This window comes from Flavobacterium pisciphilum (genome assembly GCF_020905345.1).
In the GTDB taxonomy this organism is placed as follows: domain Bacteria; phylum Bacteroidota; class Bacteroidia; order Flavobacteriales; family Flavobacteriaceae; genus Flavobacterium; species Flavobacterium pisciphilum.
This window is the reverse complement of sequence record NZ_JAJJMO010000001.1, coordinates 1,656,804-1,678,625: the sequence shown is the minus strand read 5'-3', so window position 1 is coordinate 1,678,625 and position 21,822 is coordinate 1,656,804. Positions and strand designations below refer to the sequence as shown.

The window sequence follows — 21,822 nt, the reverse complement described above, 5'->3', positions numbered from 1 at the left end:
CCATAATCTTCATTCTGAAATCATTGAATAAGTAAACACTGAAGAATCAAACAATTGTGATTTTATTAATTATACATGGTAAAAGCACCAAAGTTTTCTATACTGCTGAATTGAAAAATTCAAAAATGATATTAGAGAAAAAAAAGCTAATTTAGGCACTTCTTAGCTGTAAAATCGCTTCCTAAGATTAGTATGACTAGCATTTGCTGAAGAAATTGGGAGGTATAATAGCTGAGTAACAAAATGACTTTAATAAATGAATAATGATAACAGGAGAAATTAAATCACAGGTAGATAAAATATGGGAGTCCTTTTGGACTGGTGGTGTTTCAAACCCACTAACAGTAATTGAGCAATTTACCTACTTACTTTTTATACGCAGATTAGACGAAACACAGTTGCTGGAAGAACGTAAAGCAGCAATGATAAAACAGCCTGTTACCAATGTAATTTATACAGAAGTACAACATGCATTACGATGGAGTTCATTCAAAAATAATGATCCTCAAACTATGTTTGATTTATTTACCAAACCAGTGGTAGATGGACTTTCTGTGTTTGAACACATGAAACAGGTAGGTACTGAAAATGGTGTTTTTGCAAAGTACATGTCTGGCGCTACCTTTATGATTCCCACACCGAGAGTACTAGACCAAGTAGTGCAAATGGTGGACAAAATCAAAATGGAAGACCGTGACACCAAAGGTGATGTTTACGAATACTTGCTATCCAAAATTGCTTCTTCAGGAACTAACGGACAATTCCGTACACCAAGACATATTATCAGAATGATGGTGGACATGGTACAACCTACTAAAGAAGATACTATTTGTGATCCATCAGCAGGAACGGCCGGATTTTTAATTACAGCCGGAGAATACCTACACCAAAATCATCCGGATTGGTTTCACGAAAAAGGATTTAGAGACCACTACAATAGTAAAATGTTTACAGGTGTAGAGTTTGACAATACCATGTTGCGTATTGGCGCTATGAACTTGCAATTACACGGTATAGAAAACCCCAACTTAATTGGTAAAGATGCTTTAAGCGAAAGTAATGCTGATGTAAGAGATCAATTCTCATTGATACTAGCCAACCCTCCTTTTAAAGGAAGTTTGGATTATGATGGTGTAGAAAGTTCTATTCTAAAAGTGGTAAAATCTAAGAAAACAGAATTGCTGTTTTTAGGATTAATGCTACGTATGATGAAAACTGGCGGAAGATGTGCCGTAATTGTACCCGATGGTGTTTTATTTGGCTCATCGAACGCACACAAACAAATACGAAGCGAAATTGTACAAAATCACAAATTAGATGCCGTAATCTCTATGCCAAGTGGCGTTTTTAAACCTTATGCAGGAGTTAGTACTGCTGTATTGTTTTTTACCAAAACTGGAACTGGTGGTACTGATAACGTTTGGTTTTATGACATGCAAGCTGATGGGTATACTTTAGATGATAAACGTAGTGAAACCAAAGACAATGACATTCCTGATATTGTTTCAAGATATCTTAATCTAAGTGCTGAAGTCGACAGAAAACGTACCGATAAAAGTTTCTTAGTACCTGTTGCTGACCTTCAAGCCAATGATTGGGATTTGTCAATTAACAGATATAAGGAAGTAGTCTATGAAGAAGTAGCTTATGGCAAACCAGCTAATATTATTCGAGACATCAAAAATCTTCAAGAAGAAAATAAAACCAAATTATTAATTTTAGAAGAATTGTTGGGATGAAAAAATTAGGTGATGTTTTTAAAATTTCAAAGGGTAAAAAAGCAACTGAAACTTCCATAGATACTGGACTAAGGTACATACAAATTGGTGATCTTAGGAATGATGATGTTATTAAGTTTGCATCTAATTCTACTTCAAATATTTTGTGTACAAAAGATGACGTTCTAATTGCATGGGATGGAGCAAATGCAGGAACTGTTGGTTATAATTTAGAAGGAGTTATTGGAAGTACCCTGGCAAAACTCACTCCAAAAATAAAAGAAGTTAACAGTGCATTTGTTGGAAGATTTTTACAATCAAAATTTACTTATTTGCAAGAAAATTGTACAGGTGCAACAATACCTCACCTTTCAAGACCAATTCTTGAAGGCCTACAAATACCATTACCCCCATTACCCCAACAACAAAAAATAGCAAACATTCTCGATGCCACAGATGAATTAAGAAAGAATAACAAAGCACTGATAGCAAAGTATGATGACCTAACACAGGCACTTTTCTTGGATATGTTTGGGGATCCTGTGAGTAATCCTAAGGGGTGGAAAAAGGCATCTTTGAAGTCTGTTAGTACTAAAATTACGGATGGAACACATTTCTCACCTGAACCACAAGATAAAGGTTTTCCATATATTACTGCAAAACATGTTAAAAAGCATGGACTTGATTTTTATTCAAAACCCACTTATATAAGCGAAGAAGCTCATAATGAGATTTACAAAAGATGTACTCCTGAATATGGTGATGTACTTTATATAAAGGATGGTGCTACAACTGGAATTGCTTGTATTAATACATTTAATGAACCATTTAGTATGTTGTCAAGTTTAGCATTAATTAAACCAAATAAGAAGATTATCAACAGTTATTTTCTTTGTAATTGGTTAAATAATCCAAAAATCAAAAGCAAACTTTTATCTGAATTTATGTCTGGCGCAGCTATTCAAAGGTATACATTAACTAAAATCAATTCTTTTAAATTAGTTATTCCACCAATTGAATTACAAAACCAATTTGAAGAGCGAGTTACTTTAATAGAAGAACAAAAAGCTATTGCGCAAAAGAGTTTAGAAAAATCAGAGGAGTTGTTTAATAGTCTATTGCAAAAGGCATTTAAAGGAGAGTTGGCATGAGAAATTATTTAGAAAATACGGGTGTTTTTTACCATATAAGTCCCGTTAAAAATAGAGCTAGTATAGAAACTCATGGTATAAAACGTTCTCAAAAAGGAATCTGTGTTTTAAGGACTAATGACCAAGGAATTATTAATGTAGTCATAAACTCTCAGCTACATGAGATAAAAGATGGTGACATTTTTATTTTAGTTACAATTAAAATTCCTGTAAATGCATTACCTATTTATACCTATGAACCCGATATTTTAACTGACACAGATTGGACTTGGCCTTTGCACAATAATATAATTGTAGATAATATTTCTACGAATTACATTACAGAAATTGCGGAATATACCTATAATTTACAACAAGCGGAACAAGATGTTTCAAGTAGGCATCTTTATGAAAACCAGCCTTTTTTCAATCAGTCATTTAACTTAATTTACGAAAATCATTATAAAATAAATACAAATGGGTCATTAGATAATTTAGAGAAAAGAAAACTTGTAAAATCTATTGAATCACAATATATAATTGAATTTTAGTATGAGCAACTTTAAATTTCTTCAAGAAGAGTGGTTATCACTTTATCAAAAGTTAAAAACAGCAGAAGAACGGGTAAGTACAGAACCTGTTTCTACTGCCACTTATTGCCGTTTAGCATTAGAGGAATGTATGTACCTTATGTATAATATAGAACATATCGAAAAACCTTTTAATACGGAACTGGTTAACTTAATGACTTCCGAAGAAATTAAAAACATTATTCCATTTCATCTAACTGAGGGATTACATATTGTTCGAAAAACGGGAAACAATGCCGTTCATTTTGGACAACGTATTTCAAGTAAAGAAGCCAATATTAGTATTCGTTATACTTATGATTTCGTCAAGTGGTTTGCTTTAAACTACAGCAAACACATTCCTGAGTTACCACAACATTTTGATGCCGGTTTCGTTCCTAAATTAGGCGAAAAACAAAGACAGTTAAAAGAAGTACAGAAAGAACAAGAGAAAGCCTTTTTATTACTTCAAGAGCAAATTGCCACACTAGAAAAGGAAAAAGAAGAAATTCTAGCGAAAGCAGAAGAAAGTGAAGCCTCATTAATTGACTTTAAAGAGCAAACTGCTCAAGCAGTTGTAAAACTAAAAAAACAAAAACAAACCCGTTTACAACCCCTTACTTCAGAATACAACGAATCCGAAACCAGACAACATCTAATTGATGTTTTACTAAAAGAAGCCGGTTGGTTTGATTTAAGCATTGGAAGAGATTTAGAATATCCCGTTTCGGGTATGCCAATCAGCGTCGATAATCCAAAGGGAAATGGTTTTATAGATTATGTATTGTGGGATGATAACGGAAAGCCTTTGGCTATAATAGAAGCTAAACGTACTACCAAAGATATTGAAGTGGGAAAACACCAAGCATTCTTATACGCCAATTGTATTGAAAAAATACATGGGCAAAGACCTATCATTTTTTACACCAATGGTTACGAAACTAAAATTTGGGAAGATACTTTTTATAGTTCGCCCAGACGTATTTATGGCTTTTACACTAAAGAAGAATTGCAATGGTTGATTCAGAAAAGAAACACCATCAAAGACATTCGTAAGGCTATTATTAATACAAATATTGTAAACAGACCGTATCAATTTCTAGCCATTCAAAATGTTGCCGAAGACTTTGTTACAGAAAACAAAAATGGAATTTGTGGGAATAAAAGAAGAGCCTTATTAGTTATGGCTACTGGCAGTGGAAAAACTAGAACTATTGCTGCAATGGTTGATGTACTGTTTAAAAACAATTGGGTAAAACGTGTATTATTCTTAGCAGATAGAAATGCTTTAGTGAGACAAGCAAAGAAAAGTTTTGGCGAACATTTACCCGATCTAACTTCTATAGATTTAACTGAGGAAAAAGAGAACGACACTACACGATTAGTGTTTAGTACCTACCCTACTATGATGAATAAAATTGACAATATCCGAAACGCAGAAGAACGTTTCTATGGTGTTGGACATTTTGATTTAATCATAGTAGATGAAGCACATCGTTCTATTTACAATAGATACAAAGCTATTTTTGATTATTTTGATGCCTCAATAATTGGGTTGACAGCAACCCCAAAAGATGGTATTGACCACAATACATTTGAACTTTTTGGTTGTAGTAATGAAGATCCTACTTTCTTGTATGAGCTTCACGAAGCAGTACCTACTTATCTAAGTGCGTATAAAAACATTGATATTTCTACCAAGTTCATTAGAGAGGGAATTAAGTACAGTGAACTTTCTGATACCGATAAAACCAAATACGAAGAGACTTTTGCAGACAAAACCACAGGTATTTTTCCCGAGGAAATAAGAGCCAATGAAATGAACAAAAGGCTATTTAACAAAGACACTGTTTTCAAAGTTTTAGACACTCTAATGGAACAAGGTTTGAAAATTGAAGGTGGCGATAAACTAGGTAGAACTTTAATTTTTGCCGTAAATCAAACACATGCAAAATTTATTGTTGATTGCTTTTTAGAACGTTATCCAGAACAGCCTTCCGGTTTTATTTCTATGATTCACAATGAAGTGTCACATTCACAAAGTCTAATTGACCTATTTTGTGACCATTACATCGAAAATAATCCACAAATAGTTGTATCGGTAGATATGATGGACACTGGTATTGATGCTCCTAGAGTACTGAATTTAGTCTTTTTTAAAGTAGTACGTTCTTATGCTAAATTTTGGCAAATGATTGGTAGAGGTACTCGTTTGTGTCCGGATGTTTATGGACCAAATATGCCTAAAGATCATTTCTTAATTTTTGATGTTTGTAAAAACTTTGAGTTTTTTGATATTGAGAAAAAAGGACAAGAAAATAAAATAGCCAAACCAATAACGCAACAAATATTTGAAGACCGTTTGCATTTAAGCAGATTATTAATTGAAACTGGTGAGCCTGATGATATAGAATTAGCCAACAACTTACGAGATATTTTACATTATGCTATTAGTCACTTAGACAAAGACAGGTTTCAGGTAAATATGCAATCCAGACATGTTGCTGAATTTGCTGAAAGAAGTCGTTGGTCAAATCTTGACTCTAGTGATGTACATATTATTGAAGAGTTCCTGTCTGATTTACCTGCACCTGAAACCATAAATGAATCAGCACGAAGATTTGATTTGATGATGCTAAAGCTTCAAATAGCAACTTTAATGACCAACAACTACAAAGTAAAATACCAAGAAGCACTGGTTGAAATATGTGAGGGATTAAGTCAAAAGTATACTATTCCAGCAGTTTTAAGAGCAAAAGGATTAATTGAAGACATCAAGAGAGCCGACTTTTTCAAAGCAATTTCACAAAAAAAATTAAATGAAGTACGAGAAGAACTTCGCGAGTTGATTCACTATTTAGATAAAGCAAACAAAGAGATATTCTATTTAGACTTGCAAGATGAAGATATAATTACTGTTGTTAATGAACCACAAATGGCATCAACCTATGGTAATGCCTACAGAAGAAGAGTAGAAAGTTTTATTAGAGAAAATAAACACAACATTACCATTTCAAAGTTGTCTTCTAACCAACCTATCACCTCACAAGAACTTGCTTTATTACAAGAAATTTTGTTTGATGGAACTGAGAGAGGCACTTATTTAGACTTTACTAAAGAATACGGAACTGAACCTTTAGGTAAATTTATCCGCAGTATTATTGGACTCGAAGTTAAAGCAGCACAGGATGCATTTTCAGAGTTTCTGCAAGCCGGAAACCTTAGAGCCGACCAAATGATTTTTATTCAAAATATAATCACGCATTTAACGAAAAACGGCACGATTGAACCAAGTATGCTTTTCGAGTCACCTTTCACTGACATTAATGACAACGGTTTATTAGGTATTTTCGAAGATAGTGATGCACATAGAGTGATTAGTATTATTGAAAAGATAAACGAAAATGCTTCTATAGCTTAAATCTTGAATTAAGTATGATAAAACAATTCAAAGCAGGATATATAGTAGATGCTGTAAGTAATTTAATTACTGAGAATTTCAAGCCACTTAATTACTTTAATGAAAATGGAAATGAAGAAATCAACAAAGTAAAAGGACTGCTTAAAAATCTCAGTTCATTTGATGTTGAATTTCCATATAAACATAAAATTGATCACAACAATATACATCCGGTTTTAGCCACTATAAATAATATTATTACAAGAGGTTTACCAACAAAAGCTCCAATTATTGTAGAAGAAAAATTTGTGGAAATTGGCTTGGTAAAGAAAAATAGCAATGAATATGCATTAGAATACCCTGTATCGCTTAAAGAATTAAGTTTTAAGACTGTCTTTGAATTGTTTCACGTCATAGAACCCAGTTTAAAGATTAATGATGAAAATTATGTTGGGGAATTAGGTAGCAAATTAGAGCATAAATTTTTAGGAAATCATCAGTTTATTAAGCAGCTTTTCCAAACACAAAGAGATTTTGCCAGCATAAACCCCGAAATGATTGGTGGAAAAACAGTTGATTTCAGCTTTACATCTCCGTATCTATACTGGAATGATAATAAAAATAGATCGGAATATAAAACTAGAATTTTTGAAATAGATGGTCCTCATCATTTATTGGATGAATATTTACATTATGATACAAATCGAGATCTAGCATCAAAAGAAGCTGATGCGGAAACATTTAGGTTTGAACAAAAGGATATAAATGAAAATTCAATTCCCTATGAGAAATTGTTCTCTGAAGATTTATATAAAATTTTTGAAAAAAACTTCCTTAGAAAACCTCATGAATTTTTAGAAGCATACAGTTTAATCTTCATACCTTTTGCTGTTGCAAGAATTCAAAAAACACTCCTAGAGCACTTAATTGCAAATCCAGATTTATTTAAGAAAGAATCTATCCAAATAGCAATCATTGAAAGAGATTTACCTTGTGGTGCTTTGGCTTTAAAAAGCTTAGAAGAAATTTTTATAAATCTAAACGCCTTATTAGAAGAAACAGAAAAGTTGCAGTTACCAAAAATAGAATTATCCATCTTTGAAAATGAAAAATGGGTAATTAATCAAAAGTTACATTGCAATGTCAAACCTCAAAATGAAATTTATTTCGGATCAAATGATTTCGATATAATAATTGATCATTCCATACTCAAGCGTTCTAAAATCTATAGAGAGAAAAAATATACTATTCGTGAGGTTATAGATATTCGTTCATCACATTATTTTGATAATAGTATTGAAAGTAATAAAAAAGTATACTGCGCTAATTTACTGCATTATAAAGAATTAGTAAATAAAAAAGGAGACGGCTCTTTTATTAATGTTGTAGAGTATGAAAAACATATTAATTTCTTTATCAAAAATATTTTCAGGAAATCAAATTTTAGACCAGGTCAATTACCAATTATTTCAAGATCACTACAACAAAAACCAGTTATAGGATTATTACCAACAGGTGGCGGAAAATCATTAACATACCAGTTGCCAGTATTTTTACAACCTGGCTTGTGCTTAATCGTCGATCCAATTAAATCCTTAATGGAAGATCAAGTTAGGGTTTTAAACAATAATTGGATTGACTGCTGCGATTACATAAATTCCAATTTAAAAAGAGAGGAAAAACAAAGTAAGTTAATTGATCTTAAGTTTGGGCAAACTCAATTTCTGTTTGTATCTCCAGAAAGATTTGTAATGGAAGATTTTAGAGGTATAATAAATACTATTGACAATACAAAATACAAATTAGCCTTCTCCTTCTGCATTATTGATGAAGTTCACTGTTTATCTGAATGGGGACATGACTTCCGTTCTACCTATTTAATGTTGGGCAAAAATGCTCAAAAATTCATTAAAACCAGAAAAGGCAAAGTCACCTTGGTAGGACTAACAGCAACAGCTTCATATGACGTTTTAGCTGATATTGAAAGAGAGTTGAATATTAACCATGATGATGCCGCAAACGCAGTAATTTTGATTGATAATACAATTAGAAAAGAATTGTTTTTCGATTTTATTGAATGTAATGCAAAAATTTCAGATTATACTATTACAGATCGAGACATAAAAAATAAAATCGGTTTAATTAAAAGAGATAAATTAAACGGGTATGTTCAAAATAGTATTCAAAAATTAAAAACCATTGATTATGAAGTTATTTCAAATTCCTTAAATCAACATTACCATGAGTTTGAGGTAGATAAAATTGGAAAAAGTGAATTGAAATCTGCAATTGAAAATGAAATAGAAGCTATCAATGCGATTCCAGAAACCTTAAAATCTGAGCGTACAACGTCAATAATATTTTGTCCTAGCACTAAAGGAATATTAGGAGTTACCGGAAGAGTACACAATGGCCAAAACCCAAAAGAAATATTTGAAAATTTAAAAATAAATGATGCCAACAAATCTTACTTTATTGGTAATGATGATGCAGGACGTTTGAGTGAAGAAATAAATAATCACTTTAATGATTTTTTAGATGGCAAAACCAGTTATATGGTTTGCACTAAAGCATTTGGAATGGGAATCGACAAGGAAGATGTAAGAGTTGTTTATCATGTCAACTATTCTTCTTCGCCTGAAAGTTATATTCAGGAAGCAGGTAGAGCAGGCAGAGATAAGAAAAAATCTTTGTGTGTGAATTTAATTAATACTGAAGAATTTTATTTCTTAAATCCTAACTATATTAAACATTTTCCGAAAGAAGCCAGAATAAAATTGAGGTACATAAATGAAATGTTTGACGGAGAAAACTTCTCCCGATTACGACAATCAAATAAAGAATCACTACTAAATGACTTAATGTTAATTGTTCCGAATCTCACTGAAACTTTTAAAATAGCCCCTAATGAAATACGAGAAGAAAACACAATTCTATCGTATAGTTTAGATGAAAGCATACATGATTTCTTTCACAAAAATAGTTTTAAAGGAATAGAAACTGAATTATATCAATTAGAACGTTTTTTTACTAGAAAAGAAGTAATTAACAAAACAGTATTTAAACAAATTACAGACATTTTTAATCTTGAGAATGATATCAAAATACAATTTTATTTAACCCCGGATGGTCCTTATCAAGGAAATATTTGGCTAAGAAATGCGGATAATATTGTTTTTGGTAAAATTATAAGAGCAAATGGAGTTGGTAATTTGTCGGTGGATTTTAATTTCGGAAACACTGGTGGCGTCATGGATGTAACTCTTACAAATGATGTTTTTGATTTTATATGTAAAAAATGGAAACGAAACAGCCCAAATACAACCCTTTACGAATATGTAAGTAAACCAGTTGAAAACATAATTAATTATGGTCTATCATTAAAAGATTTCTTTGAGTCAAAAAGTAGTAACTTAAAATTTATTGTACCATTAGACTTAACTAAAGACAGTTTATCTAATAAAATAATTTTAGATTTCGATCTAATAACTACCCAAAGTATTCACAATGTCCAAATCTATTTAGAAGCCTTAGAAAAACAATCGACTGATTTTACAGATTATATTCAAAGAATTGAAGAAACTTGGAATATTGAAATTTTAAATTCTGGTACCTATGCCAATAATAAAAAACAATATAAGGAATTATATTATTCAAATATTAACAGGCAGGATATACTACGAATTATTTACCGCTTATATAGCATTAAATTTATCTCAGATTATACTATAGATTATAACAAAGGATTGGTTACTATCAGCATAAATAAAAACGATAAAAACTTTTATATTAATGCTACAAAAAATCATTTATTAAAATACCTATCCAAAGAAAAAACACAATTAAAGATCGAAGAATTAGAAAAGATCTGCAGTGATCTGAACACGTTCAATACAATTAAAAAATCGATAAAAATTATTCTAGAATTCACCTATTCAGATATTGTTAAGAAAAGAAAAAGAGCAATTGACGACATAAAAGAATTCATCACCGAAAGTATTGATCAGAATAAGGAAACAAATCTGAGATTCATAAATTCAAAATATAATAGTCATTTCAAACAGCTTATGTACTATTACTTTAATGCAAAATATGCTAAGAGTGAATTTATTGAAGATGATGAGCCGCGTTCGTTAATCGATGATTTTAAAAATAATGAATTTAAAAAATGGAAACTCTTTGAAAAATATACCAACATATTAAACAATAAGGCATCATTCATAAATGAATGTAAAATGATGCGAGGTTCTTGCAAAAGGATTTGGCGTTCAATTGCAAATGAAGAAACTAATGATGAATATGTTTTAAAACTACTTTATGCGTATGCAAGTTTCGGATTAAATAATTCATATTATTTTGAAGAAGCAGAAAAATATTTTATGGAAGGGTTTGAAAATTTATATGACAAAAGCAACAATTATATAGATTTTGAAAAGAAGTTATATCATTTTGAGCAAATTTTATCCCAAGAAGTGAAGTTTGAAAATTCAAAAGAATTTATAAAAAGAGCAAAACACAGGTTAATGCTTAGAATTACAACCAAATTTGCACAAAAAATTAACAATAGCTTAAACGATTTATAATATGAATAATATAGACCAAATTTTATCTGATAATTACGAGCAATTAGACAAATTAAAATCAGAGTTACAACAAATAGAAAATTTAAAAGAAAGAATTCAGGAGTTAAAAGATAGTAATGAGAAATTACCCGAAGAGTTTCGAAAAAAGTTTCAAATAATAATTGAACATGCAACGGAATATAATAATAACCTTGGAAGTTCAGTAAAATTATTCGTTGATGGAAACAATGACTTATTGGTTAAAAATATAAATCAAATAGAAAGTAATATTTCACAGTTTCAAAAGGTAAATGACGATTTTAAAGCTGAAATTACGCGTTTATCAAAAATTGATCTAGAAGATCACTTTAATAAGCATCAAAGCAAACTATCAGAAGTTTTTATTTCTGTAAATGGAATTAATAGCATTTTGACATCCATATCACAAAACTTTAATAACATTATTAAAAACTTTGGCGAAATTGAACAAACACTTGCTAAAAATCAAAAAGAAATTTGTCTAAAAATCGATTCACTAACTGAAACCCAAGAAAAAAATAAAAATGAATTATTAGATAAAATAAATGAATCTGAAACCAAATTATCATCAATTATTACAGCAACAGAATCACTAAGAAAAGAAGCCGCTCTGAATAAAAAACTAAATTTCATTATCATAGCCTTGCTTGTTGTTACTGTAATATTTATTGCATTGATTAAAAAATAAATATAATTTTTAAGAACTATAACTGGAAATTATTTTTAATTAAAATCTGTAATTTCTAGATTTAAATCTAGAGCATTTTTTAAGCGTTCTTTGATCTTTTCCTTGAGATGATCTGGAGCTATAACTTTTACACAGTCACCATAAGACAATATCAAGCGTTCAAGTTCATAATTTATAATTAATTTAATTTTTAACTCCAATTTATCCCCTGCCCATTTATGTTTTTGAGTTTCATGAATTGGTTTGTTCTCCATATATTTTCCCGTTAATTCATCAAATTGTAAAACTATTTCTTCTTCATGAGCGCCATCACTTTTAGAAACTCCTATCATATCAGAAAAATAATCAGACCAATTTATAATACTTTTTGTAAATAGAACATTACTTGCATTGATTGAGATTATCCTGTCAATTGCTAAATTACAATTTTGTCTTCCGGTTTGCTGATGCAATCCAAAGATAAACCAACGGCTATTATATTGTTTAAGATAATGTGGATGAAAAATAAAGGTATATGGTTCTGGGCTTTTAAAATCTTTATAAGTAACTTCAAGTGTTGTTTTATTTTGTAAAGCATCATATAATTCTCTAAAGAATTGCAAACCTTTTAAATCCTGATTATTCTCAAAGCTTACAAAGGGTTCTTCAGAACCAGCAAATTTTAAATCAGATCTTAATTTCACTAAAATTTCTTGAATGCCATTAAATTGAGGCATTCCTTCAAATTGAGACAATGTTTTTAAGGCTGATTGAAATTCGCTTATCTCAACATCATTTAAAGGTGCATTATTAATCGAAAAGTTTAAGTCACTATATCGATAAATTTTCTTTTTGCCATCGTATTCTTCTTGCAACTCAATATTCCAACCTTTTTCACTTTTCATAAATGCAATGTCCTGCTGAAGTTGTCTTTTTTGTATACAGTGACTGCTATCTCCATATAACTCAATTAAATCATTATTTACTTTAATAAGAAGACTATCTATATCAAAATTTTTAAATCTGTTCCTAAAACAAATATCTAGAATTTTATATCGAGTCAATGGAGTTTTAGTGATAGCCATAATTATTGAAATAACGTTTTTTATTTTTTTAAGTTCTATGCACTAAATCTGCATAGTTAGAAACGAGCTTTGTACTTAGATAATAAAAATATATAAAAATGTCGAGAGAACACGTAACACATGGTGACATCTTACAATTTGCTAAAGATAAGGTAAATTTACCTAAGGAAATTGCTGATGATTACAGAGCTCAAGCTCAAAGAGTAAGAGAAAAAGTTGTAGGTTATTTAAATGATCATCCAAATTTTTCCTTAAAAAAAATTCTTTTATCGGGAAGTTTAGCAAAAGGAACCGCTTTAAAGAATCTAAATGATATTGATATGGCCTGTTATATTAGTGGTTCCGAAGCCCCTAAAGATATAGCTGAACTAATTTCGTATTTAGCAGAAAAATTAAGAAAGGCTTTTCCTAATTTAGATCCTAGCCAGGTTCAACCTAAAACTTATTGTGTTACTATTTCATTCAAAGGTACTGGATTAGATGTTGACATAGTACCTATCCTTTACTATGGAGATCCTGATTGGTACGGTTGCTTAGTTAGCCAAGAAGATGGTTCTTTGTTAGAAACCTGTATTCCAAGACATTTAGAATTCATTAGAACGAGAAAGCAAAAGCAGGATCAACATTTTGCACAAGTTATAAGGTTAGCTAAATATTGGGTTAAGAATATGAAACTTGAGAATTCAAACTTCCGATTCAAATCTTTTATGGTTGAGTTAGTAATGTCAAAACTTCTTGATCAAGGGAAATCTTTTTCTGATTATCCAGAAGCTTTGCAAAACTTTTTTACTTATCTGGCTACTAGCAATCTTCGCGATCTTATTGTATTTAACGACTATTATTCATCATCTTCTATACCACAATATACAAGTCCTGTTAAAATTATAGATCCTGTGAATTCAGCAAATAATGCAGCAAGACTTTATACTAATGAGCAAGCAGATTTAATAGTTGAAGCCGCAATTGATGCAGGAGATGCTATTGATGCAGCATTGTCCGCAACAACTAAAGAGAAAACAGTTTATTATTGGCAAAAAGTTTTTGGCCATTCATTTCAAATATAAATTTATGAGCACTAGTTATACTAATTCCGAAACACAGACTTTTACTGTCACTCATGCTAAATATTTAGCTTCTAAAGTGGCGACAGATTTAAAGAGAATACAACGTTTTTATGGTTCGCCATCTGACCTAGAAATAAGTTCTTATGAAACAGAATTGATAGAATTTTTAAAAAATGGTTACCTATCTGAAATCAGTTATGGTTTCAAACGTAGCGATAACTGGATTGAACCTACCATTAAGTATACCGCAAAAGATTTGGCAGGAATGTCAGGCGATGATGATCCTGGGCAAATACGCCCAAATGCGGATATCAGTGGAGCGTCATTTTATTCTTATCTTATAACCAACTCTAAATACTCCAATTTAGCAAATGCAGATAGAGAATCATTTGATAAAACGCTTCCTTTTCTGCGAGGTGGAGCTCCAACACCCGGTATTAGTGGTTACATGAGTTCTGACAAAACATATTCTTCAGGTGGAAAATCCCTTGATCGTTCAACATTAAAAAATTACTAATGGAAAATATAAAACCATCTTTTTCTGAATTATTTGAATCAACTATTTCTTATCCTGATCACGAAATGCAGATGCGTTTTGAATTATTGATAGGCCTTGATGAAACGAAAGAAAAGATAAAAAAAATATTAAGTCTTCTTATTAATCCTAATGGAGTAAAAGAATGGATAGGTGTGCACCACTCGGGAGCAAATCAAATTTTAAATTTCGTTAATCGACGTCCTCCTCTTATAATACTTGCTGGAGATGTTGGATCCGGTAAATCAGAATTGGCTTACACAATTGGTGATGCTGTAGCAAGACAAGAAAAGTTGGATGTCGAATTATTTCCTTTGAGCTTATCTAGTAGAGGTCAAGGTCGCGTAGGTCAAATGACACAGCTTGTCTCATCAGCTTTTGAATACACTCTTGAAAGAGCCAAAAAATTGAAGAATGAAACTGGTAAATCAAAAGGAGCTGTAATTTTATTGGTTGATGAAGCAGATGCGCTTGCTCAGTCAAGAGAAAATGACCAAATGCATCATGAAGATAAAGCAGGCGTAAATGCTTTTATTCGAGGAATCGACAGTTTAGGAAATGGAAAATTTCCCGCAGCTGTAATCATGTGTACAAACCGACCTAATTCACTTGATCCAGCCATTAGAAGAAGAGCTGCCGAAATTATTTATTTTCAAAGGCCAAATGAAGATTCCCGTACTAAAGTTTTGAATACTCCATTAAAAGAGCTAGGATTCACAAATGAAGAGGTACAACAGATCGTTGATTTGACTGGTCCTCAAGAAGGGAGAACGTTTGGTTACACTTTTTCTGACATTGTACAGCGTCTTCTACCAGCAATTGTATTAGATGCCTATCCAAATCATGCCGTTACAGCTAAGCGATCAATTGATATTACAAAAACTATTATACCAACCTCACCCTTTAAAGAAATATAATTATGGCAAATTGGTCCTTAGAAACGTTGCTTCAGAGCTTACATGATGATATTCATCAACAATTAGAGATTGCCCGCAAATCTTTTAATCATCCTGGAAGCAAAGGAGATGTTAGTGAAACAATATGGCTAGAATTACTTCAAAAATATTTGCCGGAACGCTACCGCGCAGAAAAAGCACATGTGGTTGACAGTAAGGGAAATTTTAGTCAACAGATTGATATTGTAATATTTGATAGACAATATTCACCTTTCATTTTTAACTTCAAAGATGAATATATCATCCCAGCAGAAAGTGTATATGCAGTATTTGAGGCTAAACAGTCTATAAATGCAACGTATGTTAATTATGCACATGAAAAAATTGAAAGTGTGAGAAAGTTGTATCGAACAAGTCTTCCAATACCTCATGCGGGCGGCACTTTTCCTGCTAAAGCACCAATTAAGATAATAGGCGGCATACTTACATTCGAAAGTGATTGGACACCAGGTATGGGAGAATCTTTAATGGCGTTACTAAAAAAAGAAGAAGGTATTATAGATATGGGGTGTATAGCATCTCATGGATATTTTAATTATGAAGCAGAAAGTAAAGAATATAAATTTATACAGGGAGGCAAGCCAGCCACAGCATTTCTATTTAAATTAATTTCGCAACTTCAATTTAGTGGTACTGTTCCAATGATTGATGTTCTCGAGTATTCTAAATGGTTAGGCAATTGAATTTTATCAATTTCTAAAAAATTGCATTCTACTTTTCTAAAAATCAATCATAAATTTCCGACTGAGTTACTAAAAGCCTGAAAGTATTTATATTTTCAGGCTTTTCTTAATATAAAAATTTAGAGAACATTATCTACATCTTTTAAATAGATCATATTTATAATAATCTGTATAATACAGATGTAGCATCTACCTCTTATAGGACAGATTCTTACGACTTTTTAAATATTAAATTCTATTTTTTTCAAGTTCATATTGTCTTGCTAACTTACAAATCTATTTCAATACTTTTATAACTGTTCTCCTTTAGAAGAGATGATGGCGCCTTGTAAGCGCCATTACTTTTATAATTTTAAAATAGGAAAACGAAAAATTAGCTTTAGATATGACGGAGTCTGCTTTGAATTAATTTTACATCAATGATCAGGTCCTTTACGTATTTCCGTATTTATTCTATTTTTTAATTCTCTACTTTAGCCAAACGAGTAAATGTGTTTTTTACACCAGATAAATGCACAACTTACAGCTTCATATTTATAATGCGATAAGCATTGATCACAGATAAAGTAAAGCTATATAATTTCATATTCAAAAATAATACAGACACATTTTTACAGTTTGACGTTTTGGCATTGTGAAGATGTACTTTTGAAGAACCAAAACAATTATTTCATTTTATTAATATAAAAAAAGACAAACAATACGGCTTAAATCCTTTTTAAGGCTGTCGATAAAAAAATAGTATGGATAATATTCAAGAAGTAGTAAAAAATACAAATCCAAAAATAATAAATCCGGAAAAGTCGAATCCCGCAAAGGGAATTGATCAAATCAATAATTTATATACCCGACCTATTAAAGATCTGGAAGGGTATAATTTTTTCATTGATGAATACCAACGGGGTTACAAATGGACTTCACAACAAGTACTTGATTTATTAAATGATATCAAATATTTCAATCCTAAAAATGAAGTGTTTTATTGTCTGCAGCCTTTGGCAGTAAAACTACTTTCTGAAGATAAAATTAAAGAACATTTTAATTCAAATTACGAGAAAAGTTTTGAAGTAATAGATGGACAACAACGTCTAACTACTATTCATATTATATTAAAAACTATCAGTTCTTCAATTTATAATATTAAATACCAAACAAGAGATGAAAGCGCCCGCTTTTTAAATATAATTACAAATGAATTAGAACAATATTCTATTGAATTTAGCAATGATGCAAAAAAAAATGATGCATCAATTAAATTTCAGTGGGGAAATTTTATCGAAAACCAGAATAAATTTAAAAACATAGATGTTTATCATTTTTTTGGTGCTTATCTGGTAATAAAAGCTTGGTTTTATTCTATTGGTGAAGTTGATGTTTTTTTGAAAAACCTACTGAATCACACCCATTTTATATGGTATGAAGATAAAAGACATGAAAACTCAAAATCCGTATTTCGAAATTTAAATAGTGGCAAAATTGAACTTACCAATGCCGAGCTTATTAAAGCACTGTTTATAAATAATTTAAAACATGAAAACATAGAGATTCAACAACTCCAACAAACCTCGCTTGCATCAGAATGGGACACTATAGAGCAAACATTGCAAGATGACGTATTTTGGTTTTTTATCAATAATGAAAAAGACAAAACTAAATATGAAACTCGGATTGATTTTTTGTTTGAGCTTATTGTAGGAACCAACTCAAAGAATGATAAGCTGTATGCCTACCATCAATACTCAGAGGGCAAGCATCAATTAATTTGGAGCGAAATTAAAAATCTGTTTTTAAAATTAAGAGAATGGTTTAATGATCAAGAAAAATACCATCTGATAGGGTTTATCGTCGATCGAAAAATAAAATCATTAAAACATATTATTAAGGTTAGTGAAAATGTAACAAAAGACATTTTTTTAGAAAAACTGATAACAATGATCAAAGAAGACCTTAAAGAATCAAATGTACATTTTAACGATTTAAAAAACCTGAGTTATAATTCTTATGGCGATACTCTTAAGATATTGTTATTGTTTAACATCGAAACGTATCAAAAAAGTGAAGCGCAATTTCGTTTTCCTTTCAACAAATTTAAAAATGAAAAATGGACTTTAGAGCACATACATGCTCAAAATGCTGATGATTTTGAAAACATTGCAGAATTGAAAATATTTGAAAATGAATTGAGGTCATGGAATACTGAAATAAAAAAACATATTGAATACCTCAGAAAAAAAGAAAATCAATCTAAAATTGAAATTGAGGAACTGAATGGATTGTCAATACACTTTGAAAATTTTAAAGTAGAAACTATTCCATTAATTGAAAAACTAAAAGTAAGCTGGAATGATCTTAAGAATGAAGATGAAATAAATAACGTTCAACGAGATTATTTAAATGAAATAATAGAATCAATCGAAGACATTATGGGTGTTCACAAATTAAGTAATATGGCACTCTTGGATGGCAATACAAATAGCGGCCTAGGGAAGAAAAGATTTATTGAAAAACGAAAATATATAATAAAAACAGACAAAGTGCATTGGCAGGAAAGTGATAATGAAAAACATTTTATACCAATATGTACAAAAAATGTTTTCTTGAAATATTACACAAAGAACATTACACAAATGGACATTTGGGGTTATCTTGATAGGGAAAATTATATCGAGAGTATTAGTCTGACTTTAAAAAAATATTTCATTATAACACAAAACACAAATGAGCAATAAAAATTTTACTTTCTGGCAATTAATTAATGAACATCGCATCGAAATTCCAATAATACAAAGAGATTATGCCCAAGGCAGAGACAATTCAAAATCTGAGGATATCAGAACACGTTTCATAGAACAAGTAAAAAAAACGCTCACAAATAATTGCGAAGAGTTACACCTTAATTTTGTTTATGGAAAAATAAACGGGATAAAGAATGCTAAAAAAATAGCTGACAATAAATCCGCTATCAAAGCAATGTTAAATGCAGTTCAGTCATATTCTAAAAATATGGATTTGGACGTTATCTGTGAAATCAAAGAAAAAGACTTTTTAACTGAAGGTAAACATCAAACTTCTTTCATTCCATTGGATGGACAACAAAGACTTACTACACTTTATTTATTGCATTGGTATCTCATGCCTTTAAATGAAAACAATATAAATACCATAAAGAATTTTAGCTATCGCATTCGATCAAGTTCAAAAGATTTTTGCTATGCACTATCAGAAAATCAAAATGAAATAGATAAAAGTAAACTCATTTCAAAACAGATAGAAAATGCACCTTGGTTTTTTTCCTACTGGAAAAATGATCCTACAGTAAAAGGAATGCTGACTATGCTGGATGAAATTTACGAGCAATTTGGCAATGAAGAGGATCTAGCCGGTTATTGGGATTGTTTAACTCAACAAAATAAAATCAATTTTGAATTTCTTGATTTGGATGATTACAACCTTACCGATGAATTATATGTAAAGATGAATGCCAGAGGAAAACCTTTAACTTCTTTTGAAAATTTCAAAGCTTGGCTTATGGAATTAGTTGAAAGAAAAGAAAAAGAATTCCACAATAAATATATTGAACTGGAAGAGTGGAAAGATTTTTTAGACACCAAATGGGCAGATCTTTTTTGGGAATACAAAGATGATCAGAATATGCTTATTGACGAAGAATACATTCGTTTTTTTAGAAATATGGCACAAATATTTTGTGCTCAAAGTGAAGACTTTAAACCCGATGGAAAAACTGATGAGGAAAAATTAATTAGAGATCTTGTTGTTTTCTTTACCGACAAGGGATCTGATGGGGAATATAAATATATACCAAATAATTATTTTGAAGAACTTACCGTAAATTCTAAAAATAGTAATCAAGAACCATTAACACTTCCTGTTTTTACAAAAAAAAGATGGAATGACAGTTTTTCAATAATTAATATCTTATCCGACAATGGAATTGGTATGAAAAAGATTGAAAAAGACCTTTCTTCAATTAAGTTCTTTAATACTAAAACTAAAACTCTTTTTGAATCATTTATTAGCGGTACAATGACCTATCCTGATAAGGCAAGGTTTTATGGTTTGGCGATTTATTTAGTTCAATCCCAAAATGGTTCATACAATCCTGCATCAATAAAAAGTTGGATGAGAATTATTCGAAATCTAGTTCAAAACTCATCAATAGAAGATATTTCATCATTCTCAAGAGCAATTAGAGGTATTGATAATTTATCCAAGAACTGCAATAACATCATAGCTTTCATTGCTGAAGGCGGAGAGATTAATGGTTTTAAAAAAGAGCAAATCTTAGAAGAAACTAAAAAAGCAAATATAATACGTTATGCACAGACCGCTCAGAAGCAAGATTGGGAAAATGTGCTTTTAGATACCGAAAATCATCCACTTTTCAAAGGAAAAATAGATTTTCTATTAACCGAAAATTATAAATTAAAAGAATTTATATTGCGAAAAGATTGTGCAAAAGCCATTTTCTACAAAGAACATAGAGAAAATTATCTGGTAACCAGAGCAATTTTAGCTAAAAGTGATTTAAATGAAAATATTCGACTTCTAAATACTCAAGAAAATTGGCTTACTTTATTGGATAATGACAAAATTCAAAAAGCTGTAAATAATGTAATAACAGTATTAATTAATATTGATAATTATCAAGAAACACTAAAAAACATTATCTCAGGTTATGAAGACATGAGTGTTTTATGGAGATACTATTTAGTAAAGTGTGAAAACCTTTTAAATAGTACTCACTCTCAATCCAAAAAAATTCAGTCATATTGGAATAATATTTTCTTGTACAACAAAGAAACCTGGAACAATAATGACAATCAATTTCTACTTTCTAACTATAGAAATGAACTTATTACTTCTTTTTTAGCAAATAATACTGATTACAAAAATGAATCAGAACATTGGAATACACTTACGTGTAACCAAACAGGTTTAACCTTTTACAAGGGATGGAGAATTAATTTAAAAAATAAAATAGGCAATATTAATCTCAAGATAAATGAAGCGATTTATGTGATAGAGAATGCAAAGTTAACAATCGAGTTTGCACCAGATAAAATTTACTATGGCCTGGAATACAGTTCAAATAAAGTTAAGGAATTAGAAGATCACTCAAAACAAAATTTAGGTTGGTTGGTAGCACGAGAGTTAGCTGATTTGAGCAATATTTATAATTGTGAAATAGAAAAAAACACAAATTATATTGAATCTGAAATATCTAAATTCATATTGGAGCTAAAATCTATTTTAATGAATTAGCTTAAAGATCATCAAAAAAAAACATTAATTTTCAATCATACTTAAACTAAAAAAAAAATGAGAATTAAGATGTTAAGAATAAAAACCTTTGATATCCGAAACATTAAATTGTCACACTGACTATTAAATTG

The 21,822-nt window shown here is 30.5% G+C and carries 13 protein-coding genes; 12 read left to right on the top strand and 1 reads right to left on the bottom strand.

What is annotated here, in order from left to right:
* The first annotated feature begins 263 nt into the window (after positions 1-263).
* The 6 genes from LNQ49_RS06630 to LNQ49_RS06605 are packed head-to-tail and all read left to right on the top strand — an operon-like array spanning position 264 to position 12,106.
* On the top strand, positions 264-1,739 hold the full coding sequence (locus tag LNQ49_RS06630) for a type I restriction-modification system subunit M (protein WP_229987895.1): 1,476 nt from the start codon (positions 264-266) through the stop codon (positions 1,737-1,739).
* Positions 1,736-2,869: a restriction endonuclease subunit S gene (locus LNQ49_RS06625; RefSeq protein ID WP_229987894.1), complete on the top strand. Its 1,134-nt coding sequence runs from the start codon at positions 1,736-1,738 to the stop codon at positions 2,867-2,869. The genes LNQ49_RS06630 and LNQ49_RS06625 overlap by 4 nt, the downstream gene beginning before the upstream one ends.
* The gene (locus tag LNQ49_RS06620) at positions 2,866-3,399 is read left to right on the top strand and encodes a hypothetical protein (protein WP_229987893.1); all 534 of its coding nucleotides are present in this window, start codon (positions 2,866-2,868) and stop codon (positions 3,397-3,399) included. Before LNQ49_RS06625 ends, LNQ49_RS06620 begins: the two co-directional genes overlap by 4 nt.
* Position 3,400: 1 nt before the next feature.
* Positions 3,401-6,838: a type I restriction endonuclease subunit R gene (locus LNQ49_RS06615; RefSeq protein WP_229987892.1), complete on the top strand. Its 3,438-nt coding sequence runs from the start codon at positions 3,401-3,403 to the stop codon at positions 6,836-6,838.
* A gap of 14 nt (positions 6,839-6,852) precedes the next feature.
* A complete protein-coding gene (locus LNQ49_RS06610) occupies positions 6,853-11,400 on the top strand; it encodes a DEAD/DEAH box helicase (protein WP_229987891.1) in 4,548 nt (1,515 codons plus the stop codon).
* 1 nt (position 11,401) lies between these two features.
* Complete coding sequence (locus LNQ49_RS06605; RefSeq protein WP_229987890.1) at positions 11,402-12,106, top strand: hypothetical protein; 705 nt, start codon at positions 11,402-11,404, stop codon at positions 12,104-12,106.
* A 35-nt stretch (positions 12,107-12,141) separates the two neighbouring features.
* Here the strand turns inward: LNQ49_RS06605 and LNQ49_RS06600 are convergent, their stop codons facing one another.
* On the bottom strand, positions 12,142-13,170 hold the full coding sequence (locus LNQ49_RS06600) for a helix-turn-helix transcriptional regulator (RefSeq protein ID WP_229987889.1): 1,029 nt from the start codon (positions 13,168-13,170) through the stop codon (positions 12,142-12,144).
* Positions 13,171-13,268: 98 nt separating this feature from the next.
* Here LNQ49_RS06600 and LNQ49_RS06595 point away from each other — a divergent pair, with 98 nt between their 5' ends.
* The 6 genes from LNQ49_RS06595 (at position 13,269) to LNQ49_RS06570 (ending at position 21,691) form a co-directional block, all read left to right on the top strand.
* Complete coding sequence (locus LNQ49_RS06595; RefSeq protein ID WP_229987888.1) at positions 13,269-14,234, top strand: CBASS oligonucleotide cyclase; 966 nt, start codon at positions 13,269-13,271, stop codon at positions 14,232-14,234.
* A gap of 4 nt (positions 14,235-14,238) precedes the next feature.
* Positions 14,239-14,751 (top strand): HORMA-1 domain-containing protein, encoded by a 513-nt coding sequence (locus LNQ49_RS06590; protein WP_229987887.1) that lies wholly within the window; start codon positions 14,239-14,241, stop codon positions 14,749-14,751.
* Complete coding sequence (locus LNQ49_RS06585; protein WP_229987886.1) at positions 14,751-15,686, top strand: AAA family ATPase; 936 nt, start codon at positions 14,751-14,753, stop codon at positions 15,684-15,686. The genes LNQ49_RS06590 and LNQ49_RS06585 overlap by 1 nt, the downstream gene beginning before the upstream one ends.
* Before the next feature lie 2 nt (positions 15,687-15,688).
* Positions 15,689-16,408, top strand: a complete 720-nt coding sequence (locus LNQ49_RS06580) for a DUF6602 domain-containing protein (RefSeq protein WP_229987885.1) — start codon at positions 15,689-15,691, stop codon at positions 16,406-16,408.
* Positions 16,409-17,151: 743 nt separating this feature from the next.
* The gene (locus LNQ49_RS06575) at positions 17,152-19,137 is read left to right on the top strand and encodes a DUF262 domain-containing protein (RefSeq protein ID WP_229987884.1); all 1,986 of its coding nucleotides are present in this window, start codon (positions 17,152-17,154) and stop codon (positions 19,135-19,137) included.
* Complete coding sequence (locus LNQ49_RS06570; protein WP_229987883.1) at positions 19,127-21,691, top strand: DUF262 domain-containing protein; 2,565 nt, start codon at positions 19,127-19,129, stop codon at positions 21,689-21,691. The genes LNQ49_RS06575 and LNQ49_RS06570 overlap by 11 nt, the downstream gene beginning before the upstream one ends.
* The last annotated feature ends 131 nt before the right edge of the window (positions 21,692-21,822 follow it).